This is a genomic window from Enterobacter sp. NFIX58 (genome assembly GCF_900110475.1).
GTDB classification, from domain to species: domain Bacteria; phylum Pseudomonadota; class Gammaproteobacteria; order Enterobacterales; family Enterobacteriaceae; genus Enterobacter; species Enterobacter quasiroggenkampii.
The window spans coordinates 114,363-139,883 of record NZ_FODW01000005.1 but is presented as its reverse complement, the minus strand read 5'-3'; the positions used below and the strand labels follow the sequence as shown (position 1 = coordinate 139,883).

General features: G+C 55.5%; 26 protein-coding genes and 1 tRNA gene. 16 read left to right on the top strand and 11 right to left on the bottom strand.

Annotated features, from left to right (window positions below):
• Positions 1–144: 144 nt before the first annotated feature.
• Genes gmk through recG form a run of 5 tightly spaced genes read left to right on the top strand, consistent with a single transcriptional unit; the run spans position 145 to position 6,011 of the window.
• Positions 145–768, top strand: coding sequence for a guanylate kinase (gene gmk, locus BMW97_RS19370; RefSeq protein ID WP_010426438.1), 624 nt, complete (start codon positions 145–147; stop codon positions 766–768).
• 54 nt (positions 769–822) lie between these two features.
• Entirely contained in the window at positions 823–1,098 is a 276-nt protein-coding gene (gene rpoZ, locus BMW97_RS19365) for a DNA-directed RNA polymerase subunit omega (RefSeq protein ID WP_000135058.1), read from the top strand.
• 19 nt (positions 1,099–1,117) lie between these two features.
• Positions 1,118–3,232, top strand: a complete 2,115-nt coding sequence (gene spoT, locus BMW97_RS19360; RefSeq protein ID WP_045907920.1) for a bifunctional GTP diphosphokinase/guanosine-3',5'-bis pyrophosphate 3'-pyrophosphohydrolase — start codon at positions 1,118–1,120, stop codon at positions 3,230–3,232.
• Between the two features lie 4 nt (positions 3,233–3,236).
• Entirely contained in the window at positions 3,237–3,926 is a 690-nt protein-coding gene (gene trmH, locus BMW97_RS19355) for a tRNA (guanosine(18)-2'-O)-methyltransferase TrmH (protein ID WP_045907921.1), read from the top strand.
• Between the two features lie 3 nt (positions 3,927–3,929).
• Positions 3,930–6,011: an ATP-dependent DNA helicase RecG gene (gene recG, locus BMW97_RS19350; protein WP_045907922.1), complete on the top strand. Its 2,082-nt coding sequence runs from the start codon at positions 3,930–3,932 to the stop codon at positions 6,009–6,011.
• Between the two features lies 1 nt (position 6,012).
• Here recG and gltS read toward each other — a convergent pair whose 3' ends face one another.
• Positions 6,013–7,215: a sodium/glutamate symporter gene (gene gltS / locus BMW97_RS19345; RefSeq protein WP_045907923.1), complete on the bottom strand. Its 1,203-nt coding sequence runs from the start codon at positions 7,213–7,215 to the stop codon at positions 6,013–6,015.
• Positions 7,216–7,440: 225 nt separating this feature from the next.
• On the opposite strand from gltS, the gene xanP reads away from it, so the two are divergent.
• Both xanP and BMW97_RS19335 read left to right on the top strand, forming a co-directional pair.
• Complete coding sequence (xanP, locus tag BMW97_RS19340; protein ID WP_014881972.1) at positions 7,441–8,832, top strand: xanthine/proton symporter XanP; 1,392 nt, start codon at positions 7,441–7,443, stop codon at positions 8,830–8,832.
• Positions 8,833–8,951: 119 nt separating this feature from the next.
• Positions 8,952–10,646, top strand: a complete 1,695-nt coding sequence (locus BMW97_RS19335; protein WP_045907924.1) for an AsmA family protein — start codon at positions 8,952–8,954, stop codon at positions 10,644–10,646.
• Positions 10,647–10,786: 140 nt separating this feature from the next.
• Here BMW97_RS19335 and yicI read toward each other — a convergent pair whose 3' ends face one another.
• Positions 10,787–13,105, bottom strand: a complete 2,319-nt coding sequence (yicI, locus tag BMW97_RS19330) for an alpha-xylosidase (RefSeq protein ID WP_045907925.1) — start codon at positions 13,103–13,105, stop codon at positions 10,787–10,789.
• A gap of 12 nt (positions 13,106–13,117) precedes the next feature.
• Positions 13,118–14,509: a glycoside-pentoside-hexuronide family transporter gene (locus BMW97_RS19325; RefSeq protein WP_045907926.1), complete on the bottom strand. Its 1,392-nt coding sequence runs from the start codon at positions 14,507–14,509 to the stop codon at positions 13,118–13,120.
• A gap of 290 nt (positions 14,510–14,799) precedes the next feature.
• Between BMW97_RS19325 and BMW97_RS19320 the strand changes: the two genes are divergently transcribed.
• Positions 14,800–14,894 (top strand) — tRNA-Sec (locus BMW97_RS19320).
• Between the two features lie 75 nt (positions 14,895–14,969).
• On the top strand, positions 14,970–15,533 hold the full coding sequence (locus BMW97_RS19315; protein ID WP_090393087.1) for a DUF6680 family protein: 564 nt from the start codon (positions 14,970–14,972) through the stop codon (positions 15,531–15,533).
• Here BMW97_RS19315 and BMW97_RS19310 read toward each other — a convergent pair.
• Positions 15,530–15,733, bottom strand: a complete 204-nt coding sequence (locus BMW97_RS19310) for a toxin-antitoxin system HicB family antitoxin (protein ID WP_072052247.1) — start codon at positions 15,731–15,733, stop codon at positions 15,530–15,532. The two genes, BMW97_RS19315 and BMW97_RS19310, sit on opposite strands and share 4 nt — an antisense overlap.
• A 47-nt stretch (positions 15,734–15,780) precedes the next feature.
• On the opposite strand from BMW97_RS19310, the gene BMW97_RS19305 reads away from it, so the two are divergent.
• The 3 genes from BMW97_RS19305 (at position 15,781) to BMW97_RS19295 (ending at position 17,197) form a co-directional block, all read left to right on the top strand.
• Entirely contained in the window at positions 15,781–16,122 is a 342-nt protein-coding gene (locus tag BMW97_RS19305) for a SymE family type I addiction module toxin (RefSeq protein WP_045907928.1), read from the top strand.
• A gap of 428 nt (positions 16,123–16,550) precedes the next feature.
• A complete protein-coding gene (locus BMW97_RS19300) occupies positions 16,551–16,901 on the top strand; it encodes a type II toxin-antitoxin system RelE/ParE family toxin (protein WP_045907956.1) in 351 nt (116 codons plus the stop codon).
• The gene (locus BMW97_RS19295) at positions 16,898–17,197 is read left to right on the top strand and encodes a helix-turn-helix domain-containing protein (RefSeq protein WP_045352829.1); all 300 of its coding nucleotides are present in this window, start codon (positions 16,898–16,900) and stop codon (positions 17,195–17,197) included. The genes BMW97_RS19300 and BMW97_RS19295 overlap by 4 nt, the downstream gene beginning before the upstream one ends.
• A gap of 29 nt (positions 17,198–17,226) precedes the next feature.
• Here BMW97_RS19295 and BMW97_RS19290 read toward each other — a convergent pair whose 3' ends face one another.
• The 3 genes from BMW97_RS19290 to BMW97_RS19280 form a co-directional block, all read right to left on the bottom strand.
• On the bottom strand, positions 17,227–17,664 hold the full coding sequence (locus BMW97_RS19290; RefSeq protein WP_045907929.1) for an acetyltransferase: 438 nt from the start codon (positions 17,662–17,664) through the stop codon (positions 17,227–17,229).
• 65 nt (positions 17,665–17,729) lie between these two features.
• A complete protein-coding gene (locus BMW97_RS19285; RefSeq protein ID WP_045907930.1) occupies positions 17,730–18,776 on the bottom strand; it encodes a class I SAM-dependent methyltransferase in 1,047 nt (348 codons plus the stop codon).
• A gap of 78 nt (positions 18,777–18,854) precedes the next feature.
• Positions 18,855–19,379, bottom strand: a complete 525-nt coding sequence (locus BMW97_RS19280) for a lipocalin family protein (protein WP_008500115.1) — start codon at positions 19,377–19,379, stop codon at positions 18,855–18,857.
• Between the two features lie 117 nt (positions 19,380–19,496).
• Between BMW97_RS19280 and BMW97_RS19275 the strand changes: the two genes are divergently transcribed.
• The 4 genes from BMW97_RS19275 to BMW97_RS19260 all read left to right on the top strand — a co-directional run bounded on the left by BMW97_RS19275 (position 19,497) and on the right by BMW97_RS19260 (position 23,031).
• Positions 19,497–20,222, top strand: coding sequence for a MerR family transcriptional regulator (locus BMW97_RS19275; RefSeq protein ID WP_045907931.1), 726 nt, complete (start codon positions 19,497–19,499; stop codon positions 20,220–20,222).
• Between the two features lie 99 nt (positions 20,223–20,321).
• Positions 20,322–20,735: a hydroxyisourate hydrolase gene (uraH, locus tag BMW97_RS19270; protein WP_045907932.1), complete on the top strand. Its 414-nt coding sequence runs from the start codon at positions 20,322–20,324 to the stop codon at positions 20,733–20,735.
• A gap of 102 nt (positions 20,736–20,837) precedes the next feature.
• Positions 20,838–21,797 carry a YbgA family protein gene (locus BMW97_RS19265; protein ID WP_045907933.1) on the top strand — a complete coding sequence of 320 codons (960 nt, stop codon included), beginning with the start codon at positions 20,838–20,840 and terminating at the stop codon, positions 21,795–21,797.
• Between the two features lie 145 nt (positions 21,798–21,942).
• The gene (locus BMW97_RS19260) at positions 21,943–23,031 is read left to right on the top strand and encodes an AAA family ATPase (RefSeq protein WP_045907934.1); all 1,089 of its coding nucleotides are present in this window, start codon (positions 21,943–21,945) and stop codon (positions 23,029–23,031) included.
• Positions 23,032–23,069: 38 nt separating this feature from the next.
• On the opposite strand, the gene BMW97_RS19255 is transcribed toward BMW97_RS19260, so the two are convergent.
• The 4 genes from BMW97_RS19255 to BMW97_RS19240 all read right to left on the bottom strand — a co-directional run bounded on the left by BMW97_RS19255 (position 23,070) and on the right by BMW97_RS19240 (position 25,474).
• Positions 23,070–23,525: a hypothetical protein gene (locus BMW97_RS19255; RefSeq protein ID WP_045907935.1), complete on the bottom strand. Its 456-nt coding sequence runs from the start codon at positions 23,523–23,525 to the stop codon at positions 23,070–23,072.
• A gap of 320 nt (positions 23,526–23,845) precedes the next feature.
• Positions 23,846–24,214, bottom strand: a complete 369-nt coding sequence (locus BMW97_RS19250) for a CDI toxin immunity protein (protein ID WP_045907936.1) — start codon at positions 24,212–24,214, stop codon at positions 23,846–23,848.
• Between the two features lie 346 nt (positions 24,215–24,560).
• Positions 24,561–24,794: a hypothetical protein gene (locus BMW97_RS19245; RefSeq protein WP_032654403.1), complete on the bottom strand. Its 234-nt coding sequence runs from the start codon at positions 24,792–24,794 to the stop codon at positions 24,561–24,563.
• Positions 24,791–25,474 (bottom strand): hypothetical protein, encoded by a 684-nt coding sequence (locus tag BMW97_RS19240; protein WP_139177227.1) that lies wholly within the window; start codon positions 25,472–25,474, stop codon positions 24,791–24,793. The genes BMW97_RS19245 and BMW97_RS19240 overlap by 4 nt, the downstream gene beginning before the upstream one ends.
• Between the last annotated feature and the right edge of the window lie 47 nt (positions 25,475–25,521).

Genomic DNA, 25,521 nt, shown 5'->3' with positions numbered 1-25,521 from the left:
AAAACCACGGATAAAACCTGAAAACGGCACGCAAAATTCAATAATCCAGGGGAAAAAGTGTGACAAAGGCTACGTCACACGGCAGTGACGTGTATAATAAGCCCGTATGTAGGACTTCTTCGTTAACACATACAAAAGACTCTCATGGCTCAAGGCACGCTTTATATTGTTTCTGCCCCTAGTGGCGCGGGTAAATCCAGCCTTATTCAGGCACTGTTAAAAACCCAACCGTTGTACGACACACAGGTTTCTGTTTCTCACACCACGCGAGCGCCGCGTCCGGGTGAAGTGCACGGTGAACACTATTTCTTTGTGGATCACGACGAGTTCAGAGCGATGATCGGCAGAGACGCGTTTCTTGAACACGCGGAAGTATTCGGTAATTACTACGGTACCTCGCGTGAAACCATTGAGCAGGTTCTGGCCACGGGCGTGAATGTGTTCCTGGATATCGACTGGCAGGGTGCACAGCAAATTCGCAAGAAAATGCCTGACTCGCGCAGTATCTTTATTTTACCGCCATCGAAAGATGAGCTGGATCGCCGCCTGCGTGGCCGCGGTCAGGACAGCGAAGAAGTCATCGCAAAGCGTATGGAACAGGCTGTTGCAGAAATGAGCCATTACGCGGAATATGATTACCTTATTGTGAATGATGATTTTGATGCCGCGCTGAGCGATCTCAAAACCATTCTTCGTGCAGAACGTCTGCGTATGAGCCGCCAGAAGCAGCGACATGACGCATTAATCACCAAACTGTTGGCAGACTGAACCCACTTTCAGTATCATGCCCAGTCATTTCTTCACCTGTGGAGCATTTTAAGTATGGCACGCGTAACTGTTCAGGACGCTGTAGAGAAAATTGGTAACCGTTTTGACCTGGTGCTGGTCGCCGCGCGTCGCGCTCGTCAGATGCAGGTAGGCGGTAAAGATCCGCTGGTACCGGAAGAAAACGATAAAACCACCGTTATTGCACTTCGCGAAATCGAAGAAGGTCTGATCAACAACCAGATCCTCGACGTGCGTGAGCGCCAGGAGCAGCAAGAGCAGGAAGCCGCAGAACTGCAGGCCGTAACCGCTATTGCTGAAGGTCGTCGTTAATTAAACCTGCGGGTCGCCCTTGTATCTGTTTGAAAGCCTGAATCAACTGATTCAAACCTACCTGCCTGAAGACCAGATTAAGCGTCTTCAGCAGGCGTATCTCGTTGCACGTGACGCTCACGAGGGCCAGACACGTTCAAGCGGTGAACCCTACATCACGCACCCGGTAGCGGTGGCCTGTATTCTGGCCGAGATGAAACTCGACTACGAAACGCTGATGGCCGCGCTGCTGCACGACGTGATTGAAGATACCCCTGCCACTTACCAGGACATGGAACAGCTGTTTGGCAAAAGCGTTGCCGAACTGGTGGAAGGGGTCTCTAAGCTTGATAAGCTGAATTTCCGCGACAAGAAAGAGGCGCAAGCCGAAAACTTCCGCAAGATGATTATGGCGATGGTGCAGGATATCCGCGTCATTCTCATCAAACTCGCTGACCGCACCCACAACATGCGCACGCTGGGCTCACTTCGCCCGGATAAACGTCGCCGCATTGCCCGTGAAACCCTCGAAATCTACAGTCCGCTGGCGCACCGTTTAGGTATTCACCACATTAAAACCGAGCTGGAAGAGCTGGGTTTTGAAGCGTTGTACCCGAACCGCTATCGCGTGATTAAAGAGGTGGTGAAAGCCGCACGCGGCAACCGTAAAGAGATGATTCAAAAGATCCTCTCTGAAATCGAAGGGCGTTTGCAGGAAGCGGGGATCCCGTGCCGCGTCAGCGGTCGCGAAAAACACCTGTACTCCATCTACTGCAAAATGGTGCTCAAAGAGCAACGTTTTCACTCGATCATGGATATCTACGCCTTCCGCGTGATTGTCCACGATTCAGATACCTGTTATCGCGTGCTGGGGCAGATGCACAGCCTCTATAAACCGCGTCCAGGACGGATGAAAGATTACATCGCCATTCCAAAAGCGAACGGCTATCAATCTTTGCACACCTCGATGATCGGGCCGCACGGCGTGCCTGTTGAGGTGCAAATTCGTACCGAAGACATGGACCAGATGGCAGAGATGGGTGTGGCCGCGCACTGGGCCTATAAAGAGCACGGTGGCGAAAGCAGCACGACCGCACAAATCCGCGCCCAGCGCTGGATGCAGAGCCTGCTGGAACTTCAGCAGAGTGCGGGTAGCTCGTTTGAATTTATCGAGAGCGTGAAATCCGATCTCTTCCCGGATGAGATTTACGTTTTCACCCCAGAAGGCCGCATTGTCGAACTGCCTGCGGGCGCAACACCGGTCGACTTCGCTTACGCCGTGCATACCGATATCGGCCATGCCTGCGTGGGCGCGCGCGTCGACAGACAGCCTTACCCGCTGTCTCAGCCGCTCTCCAGCGGCCAGACGGTGGAAATCATTACCGCGCCGGGCGCACGTCCAAACGCGGCCTGGCTGAACTTTGTCGTGAGTTCTAAAGCACGCGCCAAAATTCGCCAACTGCTGAAAAACCTCAAGCGTGATGATTCCGTCAGCCTTGGGCGTCGTCTTCTCAACCACGCGTTGGGCGGCAGTCGCAAGCTGGCTGAAATCCCGCAGGAGAACGTCCAGCGTGAGCTGGAGCGCATGAAGCTCGCGTCGCTTGACGACCTGCTGGCAGAGATCGGCCTCGGCAACGCCATGAGCGTGGTGGTGGCGAAGAACCTGCAGCAAGGCGACACGACAGCCGTGCCTGCAGCTACGCCAGGCCACGGACATCTGCCGATTAAAGGCGCGGACGGGGTGCTGATCACCTTCGCAAAATGTTGCCGTCCAATTCCTGGCGACCCGATTATTGCGCACGTCAGCCCGGGTAAAGGGCTGGTTATCCACCATGAATCCTGTCGTAACATCCGCGGCTACCAGAAAGAGGCCGAGAAGTTTATGGCGGTCGAATGGGATAAAGAGACCGCGCAGGAATTTATCACCGAAATTAAGGTGGATATGTTCAACCATCAGGGTGCCCTGGCGAACCTGACGGCAGCGATCAACACGGCGTCTTCCAATATTCAAAGCCTGAATACGGAAGAAAAAGATGGCCGCGTGTACAGCGCCTTTATTCGTCTGACCGCCCGCGACCGCGTGCATCTGGCGAATATTATGCGCAAGATCCGCGTCATGCCGGACGTGATTAAAGTCACCCGTAACCGAAACTAGCGGCATGAATCCACAACGTTACGCGCGGATATGCGAAATGCTCGCCAGGCGTCAGCCTGACCTGACGGTCTGCATGGAGCAAGTCCATAAACCGCATAACGTCTCTGCTATCGTTCGTACCGCCGATGCCGTCGGTGTGCATGAAGTGCACGCCGTCTGGCCGGGTCACCGGATGCGAACCATGGTCTCTGCCGCGGCAGGCAGTAACAGCTGGGTTTCCGTCAAATCTCACCAGACAATTGGCGAAGCCGTATCGCACCTGAAAGGGCGCGGGATGCAGATCCTTGCCACCAACCTGTCCGCTAAGGCCGTGGATTTCCGCGAGATCGACTACACCCGCCCGACCTGCATTTTGATGGGTCAGGAGAAAACCGGGATCACCCAAGAAGCGCTGGATCTGGCGGATCGGGACATCATCATTCCGATGATTGGCATGGTCCAGTCACTCAACGTCTCCGTGGCCTCCGCGCTCATTCTGTATGAAGCGCAGCGCCAGCGTCAGAACGCCGGCATGTACGAGCGCAGCAACAGCATGCTGCCGGAAGAGGAACAGCAGCGCCTGCTGTTTGAAGGTGGCTATCCGGTACTGGCTCGCGTTGCGAAGCAGAAAAAATTGCCTTACCCCCACGTCAACGCGCAGGGCGAAATTGAAGCCGATGCCGAGTGGTGGGCCACAATGCAGTACGCCGGTTAAGCGATGAAAGGCCGCCTGCTGGATGCCATCCCGCTCAACAGCCTGACGGGCGTGGGCGCGGCGCAAAGCAATAAGCTGGCTAAAATTGGCCTGCACACGGTGCAGGATCTCCTGCTTCACCTCCCCCTGCGTTACGAAGACCGCACCCAGCTTTACAAGATTGGCGATCTCCTTCCCGCCATTTACGCCACCGTTGAAGGCGAAGTTCTGAACTGCAACATCACCTTCGGCGGACGCCGGATGATGACCTGTCAGATCAGCGACGGCACCGGCATTCTCACCATGCGTTTTTTCAACTTCAGCGCGGCGATGAAAAACAGCCTGGCAACGGGCCGCAGGGTGCTGGCCTATGGCGAAGCCAAACGCGGAAAATATGGCGCAGAGATGATCCACCCGGAGTACCGCGTGCAGGGCGATCTCAGCACGCCAGAGATGCAGGAGACGCTCACCCCGGTTTACCCGACGACCGAAGGCATCAAGCAGGCGACGCTGCGTAAGCTCACCGATCAGGCGCTTGAGCTGCTGGATACCTGCGCCATTACCGAGCTGCTGCCGCCCGAGCTGGCACAGGGCATGATGAGCCTGCCCGAGGCGCTGCGTACCCTGCACCGCCCGCCGCCAACGCTGCAGCTCAGCGACTTAGAAAGCGGCAAACACCCCGCTCAACAGCGTCTTATCCTTGAGGAATTACTGGCCCATAACCTGAGCATGCTGGCGCTGCGCGCCGGCGCGCAGCGTTTCCATGCCCAGCCATTAAGCCCGCGTGATGAGCTCAAAGATAAGCTGCTGGCCTCCCTGCCGTTTAAACCCACCGGCGCACAGGCGCGCGTCACCGCCGAGATTGAACGCGATATGGCGCTCGACGTGCCGATGATGCGCCTGGTGCAAGGCGACGTGGGGTCCGGTAAAACGCTGGTTGCCGCGCTGGCCGCCCTGCGCGCGATTGCCCATGGCAAACAGGTCGCGCTGATGGCACCGACCGAACTGCTGGCGGAACAACACGCCAACAATTTCCGCGCCTGGTTTGCACCGCTCGGGATTGAAGTCGGCTGGCTTGCCGGAAAGCAAAAAGGCAAAGCGCGCCTAGCGCAACAGGAGGCCATCGCCAGCGGGCAGGTGCAGATGATTGTCGGCACGCACGCTATCTTCCAGGAGCAGGTGCAGTTCAACGGCCTTGCGCTGGTGATTATCGATGAACAGCACCGCTTCGGCGTGCATCAACGTCTGGCGCTGTGGGAAAAGGGACTGCAGCAGGGCTTCCACCCGCATCAGCTGATCATGACCGCCACGCCGATCCCGCGCACCCTGGCGATGACGGCTTACGCCGATCTGGATACCTCCACCATCGACGAACTTCCCCCGGGTCGTACGCCAGTCACAACGGTTGCCATTCCTGACACGCGTCGCAGTGATATCATCGATCGCGTGCGCAACGCCTGCACCCACGAAGGGCGTCAGGCCTACTGGGTTTGTACGCTGATTGAAGAGTCGGAACTGCTGGAAGCGCAGGCTGCCGAAGCCACGTGGGAAGAGCTTAAGCTGGCGCTGCCGGAGCTGAACGTGGGCCTGGTTCACGGACGCATGAAGCCTGCCGAAAAGCAGGCGGTGATGCAGTCGTTTAAGCAGGGCGAGCTGCAGTTGCTGGTCGCCACGACGGTCATTGAAGTGGGCGTGGACGTCCCGAACTCCAGCCTGATGATTATCGAAAACCCGGAGCGCCTGGGCCTGGCCCAGCTCCACCAGCTGCGCGGACGCGTTGGCCGTGGCGCGGTAGCGTCCCACTGCGTCCTGCTCTACAAAGCCCCGCTCTCGAAAACCGCCCAGATGCGTTTGCAGGTGCTGCGCGACAGTAACGACGGTTTTGTGATTGCGCAAAAAGACCTTGAGATCCGCGGCCCCGGTGAACTGCTGGGCACGCGTCAGACGGGGAACGCGGAATTCAAAGTCGCGGATTTGCTGCGCGATCAGGCCATGATCCCCGAGGTTCAGCGCCTCGCCCGCCACATTCATGAACGCTACCCCGAACAGGCGGCAGCGTTAATTGAGCGCTGGATGCCGGAAACCGAACGCTATTCCAACGCCTGATTCAGGCAAACATCGGCAGCATCAGGTACAGCTTAATCACCAGCGCGTTGACGATATCAATAAAGAACGCCCCGACCATCGGGACCACCAGAAACGCCATGTGCGATGGCCCGAAGCGTTCGGTGATCGCCTGCATGTTGGCGATAGCCGTTGGGGTGGCCCCCAGACCAAACCCGCAGTGACCCGCTGCCAGCACCGCCGCATCATAGTTTTTGCCCATCATCCGCCAGGTGACAAACATGGCGTACAGCGCCATAAACAGGGTCTGCACCGCCAGAATCGCCACCATTGGCAGCGCCAGCGAGGCCAGCTCCCACAGCTTGAGGCTCATCAGCGCCATCGCCAGGAACAGCGACAGGCAGACGTTGCCGAGCACCGACACCGCCCGTTCAAACACACGGTAGAAGCCCATCAGCGCCAGACCGTTGCTCAGGATCACCCCGATAAACAGCACGCAGACAAACGTTGGCAGCTCAAACGCTGAGCCCGCCAGCCATTGCGCAACCACTTTGCCCACGGTCAGGCAGATGGCGATCATCGCGATGGTTTCAATCAGCACCAGCGAGGTAATACTGCGCCCGACGTCCGGCTTTTCGAATGCTGTCGGCACCAGCTCATCGTCCGGCCTGCCGTCCGGCGTGGTGGAGTGCTTCACCAGATAGCGAGCCACCGGGCCGCCAATCAGGCCACCCAGCACCAGACCAAAGGTCGCGCAGGCCATCGCCACTTCCGTCGCGTTTTCAAACCCGTAGCGCTCGATAAACAACTTGCTCCACGCGGCCCCGGTACCGTGACCGCCTGACAGGGTGATCGACCCTGCCAGCAGCCCCATCAGCGGATCCAGTCCCAGCAGCGACGCCATCCCGATACCAATGGCGTTTTGCATCAGCAGCAGCCCCACCACCACAATCAAAAATACACCGAGCACCTTACCGCCCGCCCGCAGGCTCGCCAGGTTGGCGTTCAGGCCGATGGTGGCAAAGAAGGCCAGCATCAGCGGGTCTTTCAGGGACATATCAAAATCGATTTCCCAGCCCAGGCTTTTTTTCAGCACCAGCAGGGCCAGCGCCACCAGCAGACCACCGGCGACAGGCTCAGGAATAGTGTATTTCTTCAGAAGGGAAACGCTATGTACCAGCTTACGACCAAGCAGTAAGACCAGCGTTGCGGCAACAAGGGTCGACAACGTATCGAGATGAATCATAGAAGGCTCCTTTTTTGCGCGTGTTCCCTACACACGCGGCGTTATCCTGGGCCGGTTTGCGCTCTTCATGAGCCCCCGGCGCAAAAAGTGTAATTTTTTTTCCCGATGCGTTGTAGAAAACCTGCTCACAGCGGCAGATTTTCTTGCCTTTTTTTGCTGGCAATCGTTTGCTTTTACCAGGTGGTCAGATAAAATGCCCGCTTTTCCACCGTGGGATTGCCGCCGATGTCCGTTAACACCATAGAGTCGCCTGATGCGCAACCGATTGCGCAGAAGCAAAATAGCGAACTGATTTACCGCCTTGAAGATCGTCCGCCGCTGCCGCAGACGCTTTTCGCCGCCTGCCAGCATCTTCTGGCAATGTTTGTTGCGGTGATCACCCCGGCGCTGCTGATTTGCCAGGCGCTCGGCTTACCGGCGCAGGACACGCAGCACATTATCAGCATGTCTCTCTTCGCCTCCGGCGTGGCCTCGATTATTCAAATTAAAGCGTGGGGTCCGGTGGGGTCGGGATTATTGTCGATTCAGGGCACCAGCTTTAACTTCGTGGCGCCCCTGATCATGGGCGGTACGGCCCTGAAAACCGGCGGCGCGGATGTCCCGACCATGATGGCGGCGCTGTTCGGCACCCTGATGCTGGCCAGCTGTACGGAGATGGTGATCTCCCGCGTTCTGCATCTGGCTCGCCGCGTTATCACCCCGCTGGTTTCCGGCGTCGTCGTGATGATTATCGGCCTGTCGCTGATTCAGGTGGGCCTTACCTCCATCGGTGGCGGCTATGCCGCGATGAGCGACCACACCTTCGGCGCGCCGAAAAACCTGCTGCTGGCAGGCGTCGTGCTGGCCATCATTATTCTGCTTAACCGTCAGCGTAACCCTTACCTGCGCGTCGCCTCGCTGGTGATCGCCATGGCGGCGGGTTACCTGCTGGCCTGGGCGCTGGGTATGCTGCCGGAGAACACCGCGCCGACCAACAGCGCGCTGATCACCGTCCCCACGCCGCTGTACTACGGTCTGGGCATTGACTGGGGCCTGCTCCTGCCGCTGATGCTGGTCTTTATGATCACCTCTCTGGAGACCATCGGCGACATCACCGCCACCTCCGACGTCTCCGAGCAGCCCGTTTCCGGTCCGCTGTACATGAAGCGCCTGAAAGGCGGCGTGCTGGCGAACGGCCTCAACTCGTTTGTCTCTGCGGTCTTCAACACCTTCCCGAACTCCTGCTTCGGTCAGAACAACGGCGTGATCCAGCTGACCGGCGTGGCCAGCCGCTACGTCGGCTTCGTGGTGGCGCTGATGCTGATCGTCCTCGGCCTGTTCCCGGCGGTGAGCGGCTTTGTGCAGCACATCCCTGAGCCGGTGCTGGGCGGTGCAACGCTGGTGATGTTCGGGACGATCGCGGCCTCCGGCGTGCGTATCGTCTCCCGCGAGCCGCTGAACCGCCGCGCAATCATGATTATTGCGCTTTCGCTGGCCGTCGGTCTGGGCGTTTCTCAGCAGCCGCTGATCCTGCAGTTTGCCCCGGACTGGGTGAAAAACCTGCTCTCTTCCGGCATTGCCGCAGGCGGTATCACCGCTATCGTGCTGAACCTCGTTTTCCCGCCTGAGAAAAATTGATTTCTCTCACGGCAGGCAGTCAATGCCTGCCGTGACATCTAATTACACCATTCCCGCCTTGAGGATTGCGCATAAATCGTGCATAACTCCCTTATGTGCGTTTTGCGGGATGGAAGACCATGAAATTTATTGGAAAGCTACTCGTCTATCTTCTGGTAGCCCTGCTCATTGTGATGCTGGCGCTCTATATTCTGCTCCAGACCCGCTGGGGTGCGGCTCAGGTCAGCAGCTGGGTTACGGTGAATACCGACTACGAACTCAGTTTCGACAAGATGAATCACCGCTTTTCGTCGCCTTCCCACCTCATTCTGGAAAACGTCACCTTCGGTCGGGACGGAAAACCCGCCACCCTGGTTGCCAAAAAAGTGGATATCGGCCTGAGTAGCCGCCAGATAACCGATCCGCTGCACGTGGACACCATCGCCCTGCTCGACGGCACGCTGAATCTCTCCCCGCAGACCGCGCCGCTGCCTTTCCAGGCCGATCGTCTGCAGTTGAACAACATGGCGTTCAACAGCCCGAATACCGAATGGGATCTGAGCGCGCAGAAGGTGACGGGCGGCGTCAGCCCATGGCAGCCGGAAGCGGGCAACGTGCTGGGTAATCACGCGCAGATCCAGATGAGCGCAGGCTCGCTGACTCTGAACGGCGTACCGGCCACCAACGTGCTGATCGAGGGCCAGCTTAACGGCAAGGAGGTGGTGCTGAACACGATTGGTGCCGATATGGCCCGCGGCTCACTCACCGGCTCCGCTCTGCGCAACGCCGACGGGAGCTGGATTATCGACACCATGCGCCTGAACGAAATCCGCCTGCAGAGCGATAAAACGCTGACCGCGTTCTTCGCGCCGCTGGCCACTATCCCCTCTCTGCAGATTGGTCGTCTGGACGTGACCGACGCCCGGCTTCAGGGCCCGGACTGGGCGGTGACCGATCTCGATTTAAGCCTGCGCAACCTGACGCTAAGCAAAGGCGACTGGCAGAGCCAGGAGGGCCGTCTGTCGATGAACGCCAGCGAGTTTATCTACGGCTCCCTGCATCTGTTTGACCCGATCCTGAATGCGGAGTTTTCCCCGCAGGGTATGGCGCTGCGTCAGTTCACCTCCCGCTGGGAAGGCGGCATGGTGCGCACCTCCGGCAACTGGCTGCGCGACGGTAAAGCGCTGGTGCTGGACGATGTCGCCATCGCCGGGCTGGAGTACACCCTGCCGCAGAACTGGAAAACGCTGTGGATGGCGCCTCTACCGGAATGGCTGAACAGCGTCACGCTGCAAAAATTCGGCCTGAGCCGCAACCTGGTGATCGACATCGATCCTGCCTTCCCGTGGCAGATCACTTCTCTGGATGGCTATGGCGCAAACCTGCAGCTGGTGAAAGATCGCCAGTGGGGCGTCTGGGGCGGCAGCGCGACCCTGAACGGCGCGGCGGCAACCTTTAACCGCGTCGACGTACGTCGTCCGTCGCTGGCGCTGAATGCCAACGCCGCCACGGTGAATATTACCGACCTCAGCGCGTTTACCGAAAAAGGCATTTTGGAAGCGACGGCGACCGTTTCACAACTCCCGCAGCGGCAAACCGCGGTGAGCCTGAACGGGCGCGGCGTACCGCTCAATGTGCTGCAGCAGTGGGGCTGGCCTGCGCTGCCGATTGCAGGCGACGGCAATATTCAGCTCACCGCCAGCGGCAGCGTGCAGGCCAGTGCGCCGCTGAAGCCAACGGTGAATGGGAAGCTGAGCGCGGTGAATATGGATAAGCAGCAGGTAGAGCAGACGATGACGGGCGGCGTGGTGTCGGCGATGGCGCCGGCACAGTAAAAAGCCGGGTGGCGGCTTCGCCTTACCCGGCCTACGAGGTTTTGGTTCCCTCTCCCTGTGGGAGAGGGTCAGGGTGAGGGCATCAGACCGCATAATTACCGTAGGCCCGGTAAGCGAAGCGCCACCGGGCATTTTCCACCTCAGAGCTGAACCACCACCTCATCCCCTTCGGCTTTCACTACCACGCCCCACTCGCTGCCCGCCTGCGAACCGCCCTTCACGCCGCTCACCGTCTGCACGTTGCGCAAACACACCGACCAGTTTTGCGCGTCTCCCGTGCCGGTAAAGGTCACGAAGTCGCCCTGACGCGATGCCTTCAGCGTAAACGCCACCGCGCCGTCCGCCGAAGGCACTTCGCTCACTGCCGTTGCGCCATCATCCAGGTTAAACAGATGGAAGGCCGTCCCCTCGTGCCACGCGTAGTCGGGCTTCTGGTTATTATTGCCCAGCGCCAGCAGCGTGTTGTCGCGCACGTAGACCGGCAGGCTCATGAAATCGTGCTGCTGCTTATGCCAGCGGCTGCCCTGGATTTCGTCGTTGTGCCACAGGTGCGTCCAGCGCCCTTCCGGCAGGTAGAACTGCACGTCGCCCGCCTCGGAGAACACCGGCGCCACCATTAACGAATCCCCCAGCATGTACTGACGGTCGAGGTAATCGCACGCCGGATCGTCCGGGAACTCCAGCATCATCGCCCGCAGCATCGGCGTGCCGAACTCGCGCGCCAGCGTCGCCTGATGGTACAGATACGGCATCAGCTGGCACTTCAGCTGCGTGAAGTGGCGCACCACGTCGCAGGACTCGTCATCGTACGCCCACGGCACGCGGTAGGATTTGCTGCCGTGCAGGCGGCTGTGGCTGGAGAACAGCCCGAACGCGCACCAGCGCTTGTAGACGTGCGCCGGGGCGGTGTTTTCGAACCCGCCGATATCGTGGCTCCAGAATCCAAAACCGGACAGGCCAATCGACAGCCCGCCGCGCAGGCTTTCCGCCATTGATTCGTAGTTGGCGTAGCAGTCGCCGCCCCAGTGCACCGGGAACTGCTGTGCCCCCACGGACGCGGAGCGGGCAAACAGCACCGCCTCTTCTTCCCCCACCGTCTCTTTCAGCACGTTCCACACCAGTTCGTTGTAGATGTAGGCGTAATGGTTGTGCATCTTCTGCGGATCGGACCCGTCGAACCACTGCACGTCCGTCGGAATACGCTCGCCGAAGTCGGTCTTGAAGCAGTCGACGCCGATATCCACCAGGCCTTTCAGCTTGTCGGCATACCACCGGCACGCGTCCGGATTGGTGAAGTCGTAAATCGCCAGCCCCGGCTGCCATTTGTCCCACTGCCACAGGGAGCCGTCGGGGCGCTTGAGCAGGTAGCCCTTCGCTTTCAGCTCCTGGAAGATCGGCGACTTCTGGCCAATGTACGGGTTAATCCACACGCAGACCTTCAGCCCTTTCTCCTTCAGGCGGCGGATCATTCCTTCAGGGTCCGGGAAGGTCACCGGATCCCACTCGAAGTCACACCACTGGAAGGCCTTCATCCAGAAGCAGTCGAAGTGAAAGACGTGCAGCGGCAGGTCGCGCTCGGCCATACCGTCGATAAAGCTGTTCACCGTCGCTTCGTCGTAATTGGTGGTGAACGAGGTGGTGAGCCACAGGCCGAACGACCAGGCAGGCGGCAGCGCCGGACGCCCGGTGAACTGCGTATAGCGATTCAGCACCTCTTTTGGCGTCGGGCCGTCGATCACGAAGTACTCAAGATATTCGCCTTCCACGCTGAACTGCACCTTAGAGACTTTCTCAGATCCCACTTCGAACGAGACGTTTTCAGGATGATTCACCAGCACGCCGTAGCCGCGGTTGGTCAGGTAGAACGGGATATTTTTATAGGACTGCTCGGTGCTGGTGCCGCCGTCGCGGTTCCAGGTCTCGACCATCTGGCCGTTGCGCACCAGCGCGGTGAAGCGCTCGCCCAGACCATAGACCGTTTCCCCCACGCCCAGATCCAGACGCTCAAAAACGTAATTGCGGTGGGTATTGCTGTCCTGCACGTAGCCGTTATTTTTCAGCTGGCTGCCGGTAATGCGCTGGCCGTTGCGCAGGAAGTCCAGCGACCAGAACTCGCCTTTGGTGACGCGAACGCTGACGCTGCCGCTTTTCAGCTCGGCAAATTCGGCGTTGTTTTCGATCTCAACCTTCACGTCTTTCAGGACGTTCAGCGGATAATGTGGACCATTGTTCAGTGCGCCCTGGAAGTGCTCGATACGCACCCCGACAATCCCTTCCTGTGGAGCAAACAGGCGCACCGTGAACATCAACGTGTCGAGCTGCCAGGTGCGTTCGCGCACGTCACGCGGCGCCACATACACCACCAGGTCATTCCCCTGCTGCTCCACGTCGAACACCTGAACCGGATAGGTCACATTCAGGCCCGGTTGAATAAGCCAGTTTCCATCACTGATTTTCATGCTTTCGTCCTCTTAGTTCTGCAATTCTTTGCTGACCGGCAGGGTTTCAAATTCCTGCTGATTGCGGCGCGCGCCCTGCGCCAGCTCGGCCAGGATTTTGGTCAGGAAGGGGGTTTTTAGCGTGTAGTAGCGTTTGGCGATGATTGCGCTCAGCACATAGCAGACCGCCGGGGCCAGGGTAAACAGGCCGATAATGATGCTGATGGTCGCGCTGTTCTGGGTTTTGGCCGCCGCGTCGTAGCCGCCGCCTGCCAGCATCCAGCCGATCATCGCCCCACCCAGCGCCAGACCCAGCTTCAGCACGAACAGCGTGCCTGCAAAGCTGATGCCGGTCAGGCGCTTGCCGTTGGTCCATTCACCGTAGTCGACGGTATCGGACATCATTACCCACTGGATCGGCGTCACCAGCTGGTGCAGCACGCCAATGACGAAGATAAAGGCGAACATCACCACGGTGGCATGCATCGGGACGAAGAACATCGCCACGCTGACCACCGCCAGCGCGGCGTTGGTCCACCAGAAGATGCTGACCTTGCATTTCCAGTCGGTAAGCGGTTTCGCCAGTGCAGAGCCAATCAGATTGCCGACGCAGTAGGTGGTGAGGAACGCGACGAACACTTCCGGCGAGCCCATGATCCAGGTGCAGTAGTACATCATCGCGCCGCCGCGCACGCAGACGGCAAGGATGTTGAGGATGGTCAGCACGCCCACGATGCGCCACTGGTCGTTTTGCCAGATATCGCGCAGGTCTTCGCGCATGGAGGTGGTGCTCGGGGGCACCTGGATACGCTCTTTGGTGGTGAAGAAGCAGAACGCCAGCATCAGGAACGCGACCACCGACAGCACGGCGATGCCGCCCTGGAAGCCGAACGCCTTATCGTCGCCGCCAATCAGCTTCACCAGCGGCATCATCAGCACCGTGGAAAGCATGCCGCCCGCCGTCGCCAGCACAAAGCGCCAGGACTGAAGGGAGATACGCTGCGTCGGGTCACTGGTGATCACACCGCCCAGCGCGCAGTAAGGAATATTGACCACGGTATAGAGCAGGGTCAGCAGCGTGTAGGTCACGGCGGCGTAAACCATTTTGCCGTTGAGGCTGAGGTCCGGCGTGGTGTAAGCCAGCACGCAGACGATGCCGAACGGGATCGCGCCGAACAAAATCCACGGTCGGAACTTGCCCCAACGGCTGCGGGTACGGTCGGCAATCAGCCCCATGCACGGGTCGGAGATCGCATCCAGCGCGCGCGCCAGCAGGAACATGGTGCCGACGAACCCGGCGGGAATGCCAAAAATATCGGTATAGAAAAACATCATGTACAACATGACGTTATCAAAAATGATGTGGCTGGCGGCGTCTCCCATGCCGTAGCCAATCTTCTCTTTTACTGACAATACTTCGCTCATCTTTTTTTATCCTTCACGCTATAGGGGGCGCTGAGACCGGTTACAGTGTTTTTAAACCATTGTTTCTTGGGCGGGTATTGCGTTTTCTGGTTAGCAGATTACGTTTCTTGTTTTTTGTGATCGCGGTAAATATTGGAGAGCACGAAGGGCTAACATGAGGATTTTCTTAGGAATTAACTGAAACAGGGGGGTACAGGTCAAAAGAGAGGTGAAAAAAGTGGTGTGGGGTATGTGGTAAATGCCTGAAAGTAGCTATAATGCGCCCCGCCTCCATGTAGCAATGCAGGCGCGGAAGATCGTCATCTCCGGTGAGGTGGCTGGACTTCAAATCCAGTTGGGGACGCCAGCGTTCCCGGGCAGGTTCGACTCCTGTGATCTTCCGCCAAAGTACACCCTTCTCACGCAAATAAACATCGTCTATTATTCTCTTAAATTAATCTTTGACTGAAGAGAATAAAAAATGAATTTAGCTCTAGCTATCGCTACTGTCTTTGCTACCCTTTTTAGCCCATTAATAGCTGTTAGAGTACAAAAATATTTAGAGAAGAAATCAGAAAAACAAACAATAAAGGTTAAAATATTCTCGCAACTTATGGCTACTCGAGCTATTTCATCTCGTTTACTCCCTGAACATGTTCAAGCATTAAATATGATCGACTTAGCCTTTTATGGAGATATAAGACGTGGAAAAATAAAGCGTTCCGATTCAGAAAAAAAATTCATATTAGCTTGGAAAGAATATTTCGCTCACCTTTGTTCAACCGTACCCCTAACGGAATCTGGGGCAGAATTGTGGAATCAAAAAAGCAATCAACTTTTTTTGAGCTTGCTTTATGAGATGGCCAACGATATTGGATATGACTTTGACAAGGTCCATTTGCAGAACGCCATATATTCTCCCACTGCACATGGTGATATGAATCTTGATCAAATTAAAATAAGAAAAGGTTTAGCCTCTCTCCTAACAGGAGATAATCCCATTAAGGTCGAATTAACTGGCAAACAAGATAAAAATAAAAACTAAATATCATCGCCTGAAAATGGCTTATGACCTAAACGAATTAGTTCTTGACGTCCTAGAGTTTTAAGCCAATTTCCTAAGCTCATTCCCTCAGCCTTCGCAGCAGCCTCAAACTGTGCCTTCAACTCCGGCGTAATGCGAATCTGAAAAGTTGGTGCCTTTCCGGATCTAGATTTGTTAGGGTCGCGTTTAGCTGTTGACATGTACGTACCTACGAGAGCTAACCTCACCAACTATCAAGGAGTTGATTATGGCTGATTCGCATTCAGCCCCAGACCCCGACCAATCCGGAACCGAGCGTTCGTTAATTGTGGGATACCGCCCGAATGTTTTCGACAAATCCACGCCGAATATCATCCTTTCCGGCAAGTGGCTGCACGCTGCAGGTTTTGATACCGGACAGCAGGTCACGGTAAAAATCATGAAAGGGTGCATCGTTTTGGTGGCGTATAACGAGCAGGAGCAGAGATTGCAGGATGATTATAAACGGACGAAAGCAAAGCTCATTGAGATAGAGGACGCACTTGCGGCGATTCAAACTCCACGTCCTGGAAAGCGGCTCGCAAACGTGAGCACAAACCACCGAGCTTAACGTTGAGAATATGGAGGCGGCATTACTGATAATGATGTCATCCATTATCCGGCAGGAGAAAATGATTAACATTCTACTATCCGGAAATCCCGGATAGTTCGCCTGAAGGGAAACATCAGGTTTCCAGAAAGATAGTTAACCATAACGGGTACCGCTCTCCCGAGGCGCCCAGTTCCACCAGGAACCCTCAAACGCCCCAATAATACCAGATCAAAAGGTTCGTCACGAACGAACGCCAGCCTCACTCTCCAGCATGAATGAAAAAACGCTGGAAAGCACCTCGCAATTTCTTAATTGCAAAATCCGTTTGAAATCCCCTCTTTGTCATACTCCTGCCACTAACAGCCTGGCTGTCGATGACTGCCATTGCATTTATTAACTACAGCTTATATTTTTTTTATAAGCTACAGCTTATCATGGACGAAAGCATGTGGACGGTTCGGTTCGGAAAGGTATTCGAGCAGTGGTTGTTTGAACAAGAAGAAGGATTACAGGATAAGGTACTGGCAGACCTGCTAAATCTGCAACACTATGGGCCACGTCTTCCTCGTCCCTATGCAGATACGGTTAAAGGCTCACGGTATAAGCATATGAAAGAATTACGTATTCAATATGCTGGTCGTCCTGTTCGTGCTTTCTTCGCATTTGATCCTGTACGTCAGGCCATTGTGCTTTGCGCGGGCGATAAGAGTAACGACAAAACCTTTTATGAAAAAATGATTCGCATCGCAGATGCCGAATTTTCCCTTCATCTGACAAGCCAAGAGGCAGCCAAGTGAAAACCTTAAATGAAGTGATTGCGTCACGTTCACCGGAAAGCCAACAACGTATTAAAGAGATGGCAGAAGAAATGATCCTCGAAACGGGTCTGCAACTTTTACGCGAAGAGCTCAGGCTTTCGCAAAAAAAAGTTGCTGACCTGATGGGGGTGAGCCAGCCCGCAGTAACTCAGATAGAGCAACGTGGAAATGAACTAAAAATTGCCACGCTTAAGCGTTACATCGAGGCAATGGGTGGGAAACTCTGTATCGACGTTGAACTTCCCACAGGAAAACGCGTTGCATTTCATATCTAACAAGCGTGATTCCTGCGTTAAGTGAATATTCACTTAGCCAACCGCATATGCAGCAACGGAAACGGATTCCCCTGCCCGTCCAGTTCCGAGCGGCCGACCTGCTTAAACCCCATATGGCGATAAAACGCGACGCCCTGCGGGTTCTGCTCATTCACGTCCACTTCGTTCGCGCCGAACTCTGCAATAGCGTATTGCAGCAGTAGTTTCCCGACGCCCTTCCCGCGGCTCGCGTCGTCAACAAACAGCATTTCAATGCGGTTTTCATCCACGCCTAAAAAGCCGTGAATAACGCCTGCGTCATCCTGGGCCATCACGACGGTGAGGTTAGGCAAATACGCGTTAAGCAATAGCGGGCGCAGCGCCGCGATATCGCTTTCCTGTAAAAAGTGATGGGTGGCGCGGACGGAGGATTCCCAGATCGCAACCAGACGTTCGAAGTGTATGGGGAGTGCGGTTTCAATTTTCATGGGGGGATCATGTGCGGTTTAGGACGTTAATTCAAGTCACTCCTTGCACTCTGTTCCCCCTCACCCTAGCCCTCTCCCTCAGGGAGAGGGAACTGACCGTGCGGTTTTTCATCCCCTCCCCTGATCTCCATCACCGCATACACCCCGTCCTTCGGCACCACCACGGTGACGTTTTCCACCGGCACGCCCGCCGCGAGGTGGATGTCCTGCAGCTGCTGCAGCGTCCTCGGGTGAATATCCTCCCAGCCAATACCCCGCAGCACAAAGTCAATGTGCGGGCTGCTGGTCAGCATGTTCGACACAATCACCGCCCCGCCGGGTTTGACCAGCCGCAGCGCGCGCTGGAGGAAAATCACCGCATCGGTATCGCTGAAGTATTCAAAAATCCCCAGCGCGTCGACCAGTTCGGCCTGATGCTCGCCCAGCTCCAGCAGCAGGTCCTCGTTACGCACCAGCGTATGGAGCAGGTTGCGCCTGAGCAGCGTCAGCTGTTCGCCCACCACAATGCCTTCCTGCGCCGCCATGGTTTCCGCCCAGCTCAGCGCCACGGGGTCTTTGTCCACCAGCGTGAGATAGACCTGCTGGCCATCAAGCTTTGCTTCACGTAGCGCCTCCAGCACCGGAATGGCGGCGCCGCTCGCGAGGCTGACCCAGTTGTTCTCGCTCTCATTGTGAATGTATTTATCCGCCAGCGCGGCCAGCACCCGGGCGCGGGAACGCACGCCGATGGCATCATTTGCGTGGATAAACCACTGGCGGCTGTCGCTGTCCATTTTTGTTCCATCGGGCAGGCGGTCTTCCAGCGGGTTTTGCACCACAAACAGCGCCAGCGCGGAGGGGACCAGCCGGGTGCGCCACGCGGTGAGGGCCGGGCGGTTACGGAAGGCCTGTTCGGAATAGCGGTTCTGGGGGACAAGCACGGCCTGCCCGCCCTCGTCGTATTCCACCCGCGGCGGACGGAGCGCTGGCTCGGCTTTCAGGGCGCGGTCAAGGGAGGCGATCTCCCGGGCAGCATCGTCTTTCATCGGCCACTGGTCGCTGACGTCGGGAAATGACGCGCTGAAAATCGTCATATTTTCCGGCGCATCGCCGCGAAAAGGCTGCCAGTTCATGTCGTCTTCTCCCCGTTAGGCTTTTAACGGAAGTCTATCCAGGCGAGCCAGTAATGCCCCAGGAAGAAAGCACGATTTTTATTGCTTCACCCACACCAGCTGATCAACCCGGAAGCCCAGGCTGCGCGCAGTATTCAGGTAGTCCTGCTTCACCGCATCCGGGATGGTCGGCGTGCGCGACAGGATCCACAGGTAATCGCGGTTCGGGCCGCTGACCAGCGCATACTGGTACTTATCGTCCAGTCTGATCACGTTATAGCCGCCGTAGAACGGGCCGAAGAAGGAGACCTTCAGCGCGGCCGTGGTCGGTTCGCCGGTAAAGTACGCTTTCCCCTCGCTCTCGTTCCACTTATTCTTCACCGGATCGTAGCCCCGGTTAAGCACGCTGATACCGCCGTCGCTGCGCTTGCCGTAGGTCGCCGTCACCTGCTCCAGCCCGCGTTCGAAGCGGTTTTCCAGACGGGCGACTTCGTACCATTTGCCGAGATAGCGGCTGGCTTCGAAGTTGGTAATAGGCTGCACGCCTTTCGGCGGCGTGGGGGATTTACAGGCGACCAGCGTCAAAGCAATCGCAACACCGGTCACAACAGGCCATAGCTTCATGAGAATTCCTTTCATTTGCACGGTTGGATGTTAAGTGTAGTGCACCGTTTCGGCGCTTCATCCCGTTCGGGAAAATTCGTAGTATATTGAGAGTATTCCTCCACTCTGGACACGGACATGGCTTACTCCATCGGCGAATTCGCCAGACTCAGCGGCATCACCGCCACCACCCTGCGGGCGTGGCAGCGTCGCTATGGTTTACTCAAGCCACAGCGCACGGAAGGCGGCCATCGCCAGTACAGCGATGAGGACGTCCAGCAGGCGCTCAAAATCCTCGACTGGGTAAAAAAAGGCGTCCCGATCGGCCAGGTCAAACCGCTGCTGGAACGCCCGATGCCGGGCCGGACCAACAACTGGCAAACCCTGCAGCAGAACATGCTGCAACGCCTGCAGGACGGCAAAGTCGAGTCCCTGCGCCAGATGATTTACGACGCCGGACGCGAGTACCCAAGACCCGAGCTGGTCGCGAACGTGCTGCGCCCGCTGCGCAGTCAGGTTTCGGCCAACGTGGCCGCCGCCATGACCCTGCGCGCAATCCTCGACGGCATCATCATCGCCTACACCTCGTTTTGTCTCGAGGGTGATAAAAAAGCGCCGGGCGATAATATTCTGCTCAGCGGCTGGCACCTGAACGACGCCTGCGAGATCTGGCTCGAAGCCTTAACGCGCACCGGGCAGGGACACCGAATCGATATTCTGCCCTCGCCTCCGGCCGCGCTGGCCCCGGAAATTCTCCCGGAGCGCAAATGGCTTCTGGTCACCAGCGGCAAGCTCACCGCGGCGCGGAAAAAGCAGGTGGAGCAGTGGCAGCAGCAGGTATCGCTTGAAGTGATTATCCTCTGATCATTTTCTCCTGCGGGAATCTTCACGAAAAGTTGAATATTTTCCCGCGCCGCAGATGCTAACGTTTTCCTGTGACGAATAACTCCACAGGAAAACACCATGAAAAAAACTGCCCCTCTGCTGATGCTGGCCGCGATGGCCTTTACCCCTGCCGCCTTTAGCGCCGCTCCTGCTGGCACCCTGAGCGTACACATCCTCGACCAGCAAACCGGCACGCCTCCACCGGGCGTCACCGTCACGCTGGAAAAGCAGCAGCAGGACAAATGGACCCCGATCGCCAGCGGTAAAACTGACCAGGATGGACGCATCAAATCGCTCTATCCGCAGGACCAGGACATGCAGCCTGGCGTGTATAAAGTGACCTTCAAAACCGCAGAGTACTTCCACGGCAAAAAGCTCGACTCCTTCTTCCCGGAGATTCCGGTGCTGTTTACCGTGACCCGCACCAACGAGAAGCTGCACATCCCGCTTCTGCTGAGCCAGTACGGTTACTCGACCTATAAGGGCAGCTAAGACGCATTGATTCTAAAGGAATAAAAAAAATAGTTCCGCTAATACTTGGACAAATTAGTCATGTTGTGTAAGTTTTAATTATATGAACGGGAGGGCGACACCATGACGACGAAACCAGTGCTGGGTATTAGCGGATGTTTGACCGGATCCGCCGTTCGCTTTGACGGCGGACACAAGCGTATGGGCTTCGTCATGGATGAGCTGGCCCAGTGGGTGAATTTCAGGCCCGTCTGTCCGGAAATGGCCATCGGCCTGCCGACCCCTCGCCCGGCGCTGCGTCTGATCGTGACGGAACACGGTGAAACGCAGATGCGTTTTAGCCATGCGCCTCACGAAGACGTTACGCAGAAAATGGCGGACTTTACGGCAGATTTTTTGCCGAAAATTGGCGATCTCGCTGGTTTTATCGTCTGTGCTAAATCCCCAAGCTGCGGCATGGAACGCGTGCGTCTGTATGATGAAAACGGCAACCGGGGCCGCAAGGAGGGTGTCGGGCTGTTCACCGCCGCCCTCCTTGAAACCTGGCCGTGGCTGCCCGTGGAAGAGGATGGACGCTTGCACGATCCGGTGCTGCGGGAAAATTTTGTCGAACGTGTTTTTGCCCTGCACGAACTGAACACGCTGCGTAAAAATGGCCTCACGCGCCGCGCGCTGCTGGACTTCCACAGCCGTTACAAACTCCAGCTGCTGGCGCACCATCAGGCGGGTTACCGTGAAATCGGCCCGTTCGTTGCCTCGCTGCACGAGTGGGAAGACCTGGACGCTTTCTTCGTGGCGTACCGGGAAAAGCTGATGTCCATCCTGAAAAAACCCGCTTCGCGTAAGAATCACACCAACGTGCTGATGCATATTCAGGGGTATTTTCGTAACCAGCTGAACACCCGCCAGCGCGGCGAGCTGCGCGACGTGATCCTGCATTATCGCAACGGACAGTTGCCTATCCTCGCCCCGATCACGCTGCTGAAGCACTACCTGGCCGAATACCCCGACCGGTATCTGATGACGCAAAACTACTTTGATCCCTATCCTGATGATTTGGGTCTGCGTCTGGCAGTCAAGTGATCATAAAAATGCGAAGGCCCCATTGACCCGTAGAGGCCCAAAGCAGTACCCCGTTTAGACGACATCCTCACTGTCGTCTCTTTTTTGCATTTCATCTCAAAGACTGTGATTATATACAGGCTTATTCTGCGAAAGGGGCCTGCATGTGATCAACACCCTGCACATTCAAAACTACCGCTCCATCCGCGAGATGTCGCTGGAGCTGGAGCAGCTCAATATCGTCTTCGGGCCGAACGGGACCGGAAAATCAAATATCTACAAGGCGATACACCTGATGCACAGCGCCGCGCAGGGGCAGTTTTCCCAGGCGCTGGCGAACGAGGGCGGCATTCTGAAGGTGTTCTGGGCAGGCAAAACCCGTAGCGACCAGCTGCGGCGGATGAACCTCGCGGTGGAAACAGAGAGCTACGAATACGAGCTGCAGGTCGGGTTTGTGGAGAAGCTGCCCTACCCCTCGCAGTTTCAGCTCGACCCGGTGATCAAAGAGGAGTCCATCTGGCTGAGCGGCCAGCACCGTCGACCTTCGTCACAGCTGATGAAGCGTAAGAACCAGGCGGTGTTTCTGAACAACGTGCATCACGAGAAGGTGACCCACAGCGGCACGCTGTACGAGAACGAATCGGTATTCGGACAGCTCGGCGAACCACACCTTTACCCGGAAGTGTCGCAGATGCGCGAGTCCCTGCGTAACTGGCGCTTTTATCATGAGTTTTCTGTATCAATCGGCTCGGCGATGCGGGCCCCGCAGGTCGGTTTCCGCTCCCCGGTGCTGGCCAGCGACGGCGCTAACCTGGCGGCGGCGTTTCAGACCATTGTCGAGATTGGCGACGAGCTGCTGCTGATGCGCATCCTTGACCAGGCCTTCCCCGGCTGCGTGTTTTATAGCGACAACACCGGCGGACGTTTCCGGATGATGATGCAGCGCGAGGGGCTGAGCAGACCGCTGGAGCCAGCGGAGTTTTCCGACGGTACCCTGCGCTTCCTGTGCCTGGCGGTAGCGCTGTTAAGCCCGCGCCCACCGGCGTTTATCGCGTTGAACGAACCGGAAAACAGCCTGCACCCGCAGATGCTGCCTGCCCTGGCGAGCTTAATCGCCGAGGCCAGCCGCTACTCGCAGATCTGGCTCACCAGCCACTCGCCGGAGCTGGCGACGTTGATTGAGAAGCAGCGATCATTTTCGCTGTATCAGCTGTCGATGGTGGAGGGAGAGACACGGGTGGAGAGGCTGGGGTAGTCTCAATGGGCACGGAGGCTGTTTTTTCGCATCTCGCTTCAGTGAAGCATGCCAATAAAGAACCCCAGATACCCGGCCCTGCTTAACCATATAAAGGGGCTGGTAAGGCCGGAGCGCCGGATATTAATCAACTCTCTCATGGGGGCCAGGCCATCATTTTTGATAACGACATTTTTTGCACAATAGCGGCAATGCATAATCAGAAATAAAATTCCGGCGATCGCAAAACCAATATAACTTTCGCGACTTCCCCAAAAATGGGTGCTTAATTTTAAATAGGTTAATCCCCAGATACTGACTAGAAAGACGATAAATGAAGATGCTGCGATGTTCATGTCTCGCTTACTACCCAGACCAAAAAAAAGCGCATCAAAGAAAAACATCGTGGTAAGAGGTGACTGAACGCTTCTTCCCGTCACTTTACTAAAACGGACAAACACGACAGTTCCGATGAAAAATGCGAACAGCGCAATTCCTAATAGCAGATAAATCATTTAATCAGTCCTTTTTGAAGGGCCAGGATATGAGGTCGGGACTGTTAGAGCCGTTAGGTTTAGAGAGAAATGACTCAGCAAATGATGTAAAAACTTTCTTCAATCCTGCTTAGTGCGATATTTTATACTAACCAAAATCAATTAATCGATTGTTTTTGCTCAGAAGCCGATAAGTAAAAAAAGAAGAAAGGAAAAAAGTATTTTTTTCATTTCAGTTTTCCCCTGGCAAAATCTTCGCCTGCTTTTCCTGCTCTCTCAGATAGATAGCCACCTACTGTAACACCTGCTATTACTGGTAATTGGTTTACGGTACCACACCGCTATCTAGTCCCGAGCCGAAGTGCATCGGTTGGAAATAGTGGTTGCAAAATCATACTTTCATTAAAAATGAATATTTTTGGTGACAATGCCGCGACATCATAAATATTTTCAAGCACTAATCTCAAATTTGTTCTGAATATAGGTATATTTGCATCATCTGCAATGACATAAACATTTTCATTTTTTAGCCAGGATTGACAGAGTAACTCATCACTTGTTTCAAAGTCTCTAAAGCTTATTTCAGACCAAGATATGTTTCCGCTAACAAAGGGATACCCTTCCAGAATAGTAGTTACTCGCTCTTCTTCTTTATCAATGATAGTGAAATCAGCACTAAGAGCCTGTTTACACTCTTCGAATAAACTCATGAGATCTACCTGTTCATTTATTTAAGCCTTAATGGTTTTTCCATTACCTCAAATAGTATTACTTGCTTAACACCATTTCCTGCCCCTTTGTACAATCTCTATTATTCATATGGATACCTTTTACAGGATCATAATCGACTCGCCGCGCTGAGCCCACCGAAAATATTCCAATTATATTTCTCGGACAGAGTTCTTCAGAAGATTCGCGCTAACATTAATATGTAATTTTAGCCGATTATAAGCACTGGATACCGCGACTATCCCTCGCCAGATTCAAGACAGACTGCCATTTCTTTATCGAAAGTTTTTTCCTCATTTCAGCTTAAAAACTTACTCTCAGCAACAACTAATATTTTTTAAAAGAAATATACCAGCAACCTACACCAACAATAACCCCACCCAACGATGCGCCCTTAATAATCCTCACTAACTCAAAAAGACTTATCTCAACAGGGATATTACGAATGAAATAGAGATAGGCCTTTGCAAAAAAATAAGTTAGCAAAGCAATAATATCCATTGTTAAGATCAGCGTCAGCAAAATCAAAATAAAAGATATTAGCCATCTTTTTTCGTTCATTTTGCTGCTCCATTCTTGTTATTAGCAGGAGTAGATGGGTCTACCACCACATTAAATACTTCACCTGCAACGCCGCCGCCTGCAGCTCCAACAATCCCAGGCACTGGACTCAATCGATAAGGCTGAGATATACCATATCCAATATCCTCCCACTGTAAAGATTTCCGCATGGGGTTAACAACCTCACCCAATATCGGTTCTATTAATTTATTACCTACTCCATAACCAATTGCTCCACCCAAACCACCGATAGTTCCGTAAAGGAATGGATTTTTTCCATCCAGGTAGCTTACGATGGCGCTGCTACCAGCATTGATAAGAACTGTTGATTCAAATCCAGTATAACGGGTTAAAGCACCGCTCCAGTAGGCAGCAATAACGTTTTTAGGATCAACGGAACCATTCATCACATAATCAACACCACACACAGCTCCGGCGCTGATTACACCAGAAATCACTATTGCTTCAGGAAGAATGCCTCCGTACAACACTGTTCCCATAGCCGCCATCGCCATCTGGCAGGATACCGGTGTGCCTCCGCTGCCGGCTTCTTTAATCGCGGCCTGCTGCTCTGCCTGCCATTTTTCTGTCGTTCCCGATTTTACAGCATTTGCAGCTGCCAGAACGCTGGCAAGGTTGTTATTCTCAACAACAACTCTTTCCGGTGCGAACTCAGCCACCGCAACCACTTTTCCCTTTTCTTTCAGTTAGTTACAGCTTCTTATCC